Source organism: Streptomyces sp. NPDC058964 (genome assembly GCF_042741275.1).
Classification (GTDB): domain Bacteria; phylum Actinomycetota; class Actinomycetes; order Streptomycetales; family Streptomycetaceae; genus Streptomyces.
This window is the reverse complement of sequence record NZ_JBHYKH010000570.1, coordinates 1-4,426: the sequence shown is the minus strand read 5'-3', so window position 1 is coordinate 4,426 and position 4,426 is coordinate 1. Positions and strand designations below refer to the sequence as shown.

Annotated in this window: 3 protein-coding genes and 1 pseudogene; 2 read left to right on the top strand and 2 right to left on the bottom strand. The window is 72.0% G+C overall.

All coding sequences use genetic code 11. The features are described from left to right. Both ACFW2E_RS40440 and ACFW2E_RS40435 read right to left on the bottom strand, forming a co-directional pair. On the bottom strand, window positions 1-680 hold a 680-nt coding region (locus ACFW2E_RS40440), incomplete at its 3' end, for a Zn-ribbon domain-containing OB-fold protein (protein ID WP_384475168.1). A gap of 35 nt (window positions 681-715) precedes the next feature. After that, on the bottom strand, window positions 716-1,516 hold the full coding sequence (locus tag ACFW2E_RS40435; protein ID WP_384475165.1) for a crotonase/enoyl-CoA hydratase family protein: 801 nt from the start codon (window positions 1,514-1,516) through the stop codon (window positions 716-718). Between the two features lie 178 nt (window positions 1,517-1,694). Here ACFW2E_RS40435 and ACFW2E_RS40430 point away from each other — a divergent pair, with 178 nt between their 5' ends. Beyond that, window positions 1,695-3,314: an acyl-CoA synthetase gene (locus ACFW2E_RS40430; protein WP_384475162.1), complete on the top strand. Its 1,620-nt coding sequence runs from the start codon at window positions 1,695-1,697 to the stop codon at window positions 3,312-3,314. A 292-nt stretch (window positions 3,315-3,606) separates the two neighbouring features. Then, window positions 3,607-4,426: pseudogene (locus ACFW2E_RS40425) on the top strand (sulfatase); the annotation flags it as partial.

The following is a 4,426-nucleotide window of genomic DNA, read 5'->3' as shown; positions in this document are numbered from 1 at the left end:
GGCCCGACCACCCCGTTTTGTGTTGGGGCAAAAACAATTGGGGGCCACCCCCCCCGGGGGGGCAGAAACACTTGGGGTCGGGGGGGCCGGCGTGCCCCGCCCGCGGGGGGGGGGGCGAGGGCGTGGATGTAGGCGGACTGGGCGCGGCCCGGCGAGTAGGTGTAGTCGAGGCGGGCGGCGGCGACGATCCCGGTGATTGCGTCCGTGAACTCGCCGCTGTGGCCGCTCGGTTGCTCCGGCTCGCCGTCGTACGGCTCGAAGCAGGCGATGTCCGTGATGGCACCGGAGCGTTCTTCTGCCCAGCGGACGCGCACGCGCATCCCGGTGCGCACGGCGTCGGGGCCGGGGGCGTCCAGGGCGTGCAGCAGCGCCGTGTCGGCGCCGTCGAGCCGGACCAGCACCCAGGCGAAGGGGGTGTCGAGGGGCTGGCCGCGGCGCGGCTCGTGGTTCCAGGCCCAGGTGGTGACGGTGCCGGTCGGGGCGACCTCCACGAGGCCGCGCAGTTCCTCGGCGGTCACCGGGTCGTACTCGACGGGTGGGACGAGGGTGCGGCCGTCGCCGGTCCGCACGCCGAGGACGACGCGCTCGCGCAGTCCGGTCAGGAACGCGCTCTGGACCGGGCCGACGGAGCGGGTGAAGGGGAACTCCACGACCAGGGGGGCTTTGAGGACTTCGGGCATCGAAGACTCTCCTTCGCGGGTCGGGCGTGCGCGGGTCAGGCGCGCTTGTAGACGGGGGGACGCTTCTCCGCGAAGGCGCGGGCGCCTTCCTTGGCGTCGGCGGTGTCGAAGACCGGCCAGCCGCGGGCGAGCTCGGCCGCGAGGCCGTCGGTCTCCGTCATCTCGGCGGTCTCGTACACCGACGCCTTCACGGCCTCGACGGCGAGCGGCCCGCAGGCGTTGATCCGCTCGGCGATCTCCAGGGCCTTGGTGAGGGCGCCGCCGTCGGACACGACATGGCCGATCAGCCCGATGTCCGCGGCCTCGCGGGCGCTGTAGGGCCGCCCGGTGAGCAGCATCTCCAGGGCGTGGGTGCGCGGGATCTGGCGTTGCAGCCGGACGGTCGAGCCGCCGATGGGGAAGAGTCCGCGCCTGACCTCGAACAGGCCGAAGGTCGCGGACTCGCCCGCGATCCGGATGTCGGTGCCCTGCAGGATCTCGGTCCCGCCCGCGACGCAGTACCCCTCGACGGCGGCGATCACCGGTTTGCGGGGGCGATGGTGGCGCAGCATCGCCTTCCAGTGCAGGTCGGGGTCGGCCTTGAGCCGGTCGCGGTAGTGCTCCCCCTCCATGCCCCGGCCGGCCAGCGCCTTGAGGTCCATCCCGGCGCAGAAGGCGTCCCCGGCCCCGGTGAGCACGACCGACCGGACCGTGTCGTCCTCGTCGGCCTCCAGCCAGCCGTCGTACAGGCCCACGAGCATGGGCAACGAGAGCGCGTTCTTGGCGTCGGGCCTGTTGAGCGTGAGCACCAGTGTGGCGCCCTCGCGCCGCACGGCGAGGTGTTCCGTCCCACCCATTGACCGTCTCCCCTCTGAAAGAACGAGAACAGGTTGCAGTAGGCGGGTGGGCACTTCAAGGGTTTTCTGACAGACAGTCAGATTTCTTCGCGCGGACCCTTCACAGTTGCCGCGCCCTTTGCTCTGATGACCGGCGAACCGACACAGATGCCAGGCACGCCGGGGGTCAGGAGGAGCGGTGGAGTACAACCTTGCCGACCTGTTCGAGTCGGTCGTCGACGTGGTCCCGGACCGCGAGGCGCTCGTGTACGTCGACCACCCCGGCACGGGCGCGGAGCGCCGTCTGACCTATGCGCAGCTGGACGCAGCCGCCAACCGCGTCGCCCACCATCTGATCGACAGCGGGATACGTGCCGGTGAGCACGTCGGCCTCCACCTCTACAACGGCGTCGAGTACCTGCAGACGGTGCTCGGCTGCCTGAAGGCACGGATCGTGCCGGTCAATGTCAACTACCGGTATGTGGAGGAGGAACTGGTCTACCTCTACCGGGACGCCGACCTCGTGGCCGTCGTCTTCGACGCGGAGTTCACCGGCCGGGTGGCGGCTGCGCTGCCGCGCACGGAGAAGCTGCGGCATCTGGTCAGGGTGGGAAGCCCGGAGCCGGGGGCACCCGAGGTCCCGGCCGTGGCGTTCACGGAGGCCGAGGCGGCCGGGTCGCCGGCCCGTGAATTCCCCGAACGCTCGGGCGACGACCGGTTCATCATCTACACCGGCGGCACCACCGGGATGCCCAAGGGCGTGATGTGGCGCCAGGAGGACCTGTTCTTCGCGGGGCTGGGCGGCGGGGCACCGACGGGAGAGCCGGTGCAGAAGCCGGAGGAACTCGCCGAGCGGGTCGCGGCCGGCGGTTCGGGGATCACCTTCTTCCCCACTCCCCCGCTGATGCACGGCACCTCCACCCTCACCGCCTTCATCGGCTTCAACTTCGGGCAGCGGATCGTGCTTCACCGCAAGTTCGTGCCGGAGGAGGTACTCAGGACCGTCGAGCAGGAGCGCGTCACCAGCATCTCGCTGGTGGGCGACGCGATGCTGCGGCCGCTGATCGACGCGCTGAACGGGCCCATGAAGGGCACGGACCGGTCCTCGGTGTTCAGTGTGTCGTCGTCCGGCGCGATCATGTCGGAAACCGTGCGCAGGCAGTTCCGGGAGCTGGTCCCGAACGCCATGCTGCTGAACAACTTCGGCTCCTCCGAGTCCGGCTTCAACGGCACCGCCACGGAGGACTCCGGACCCGGGCGCGGCTTCCGCATCCGTATGAACTCCCGGACCCTGGTGGTGGACCCGGCCACGCACGAGCCGGTCGCCGTGGGCGAGACCGGCCGGGTCGCCCAGTGCGGCCACGTCCCCCTCGGCTACTACAACGACCCCCGCAAGACCGCCGAGACCTTCTTCGAGAAGGACGGCCGGCGCTGGGTGCTCCTCGGCGACATGGCGACCGTCGACGAGGAGGGCGTCGTCACCGTCCTCGGCCGCGGCTCGCAGTGCATCAACACCGGGGGCGAGAAGGTGTACCCGGAGGAGGTCGAGCAGGCGCTCAAGTCCCATCCGGACGTGTACGACGCGCTGGTGGCCGGGGTGCCGGACGCCAGGTGGGGCAACCATGTGGCGGCGGTGGTGCAGCTGCGCGAGGGCGCTGAACGGCTCTCCCTGACGGACCTCCAGACCCACTGCCGGGCGCACCTCGCCGGATACAAGGTCCCGCGCCAGCTCGTGATCACGGAGTCCATCCGGCGCTCGCCGAGCGGAAAGGCCGACTACCGGTGGGCACGTGAGGTGGCGGTGGCGGCGGACCGCTAGGCCCTGGCGTCGAATCCCCGCCCGCCCCGCGACGCCGTGCACGCTCCCCCGGGCTCTCGGCCTGGCGCGAGCAGGGGACCCCCTGACGCCGCCGGCCTGCCCTTCCGGCGTGGACGGGGATGTGACGACGGGACCCTGGCGGGCCGGGCGGTGGGCGTCGGCAGCGTACTCTGTGCGGGCGGTCGGCCTCGGCGGTGAACAGAGGGTGACGGCCGGCCGTGGTGATGACGCCCCCGCCACCCGGGCCCGCGCCACCGCACCAGCACCGGGCCACGCACGGAAGGACCTTCGGGTGTCGCACCTCACGCCTCCTCGTCAACCGGCGGACACCGGACAGGACCCCGCTGCGGCCGAGCACGGCGTCGGCCCGGCCGACCGGCCCGCGACACCCCCGGAAGAAACACCGGAAGAATTCCTGGAAGAAACCCCGGAAGAGACCGCACTCCCGGCAGCGACCCAGCACGCACCCGCCGAGGACACCCCGCGAGTCACCGCGGACGCGGTACTCCGGCCGGCACCCGCCCCCACAGTCACCGTGCTCTCGCCGGCCGGCCCCGACGGCGCTCCCGGCCACGGCGAGGAAGAGGCCGCGGCCGCCCACCCGGACGAGACCTCCCCGGCCCGCCCCGGTCGGTCCGGCCGGCGCCTCACGTACCCGCGGGTCGCGCGCGGCGTGTCCATCGGGACCACGGTGCTGGCCGCCGCCCTGGTGCTCGGGGCGCTGCTGCTCCCGAACCAGCTCGACCGGCTCACCGTCACCGCGTTTCTGCGCATCCCCGCGGAAGGGATCCTGCTCGCGGGCCTGCTGCTCACGCTGCCGCCGCGGCCGAGGCGGGTCACGGCGGTTGCGGCCGGCCTGCTGCTGGGCCTGCTCACCATCCTGAAGTGCGTCGACATGGGCTTCTACGAGGTGCTGGTCCGCCCCTTCGACCTGGTCCTCGACTGGATCCTGCTCGGCGCCGCCGCGGAGTGGGTGCGGGAGTCCTTCGGCCGCGGCGGCGAGCTGTTCGCCATCGCCGCGGTGATCGTCCACGTCATCGCCGTGCTGGTGCTGACGACGCTCGCGATGGTGCGGGAGTCGAAACGTTTAGTCCGGCACCCCCCGGGGGCCC

Coding starts and splice junctions, on each gene's coding strand:
- ACFW2E_RS40435 (WP_384475165.1), bottom strand. CDS start 1,516: ATGGGTGGGACGGAACACCTCGCCGTGCGGCGCGAGGGCGCCACACTG.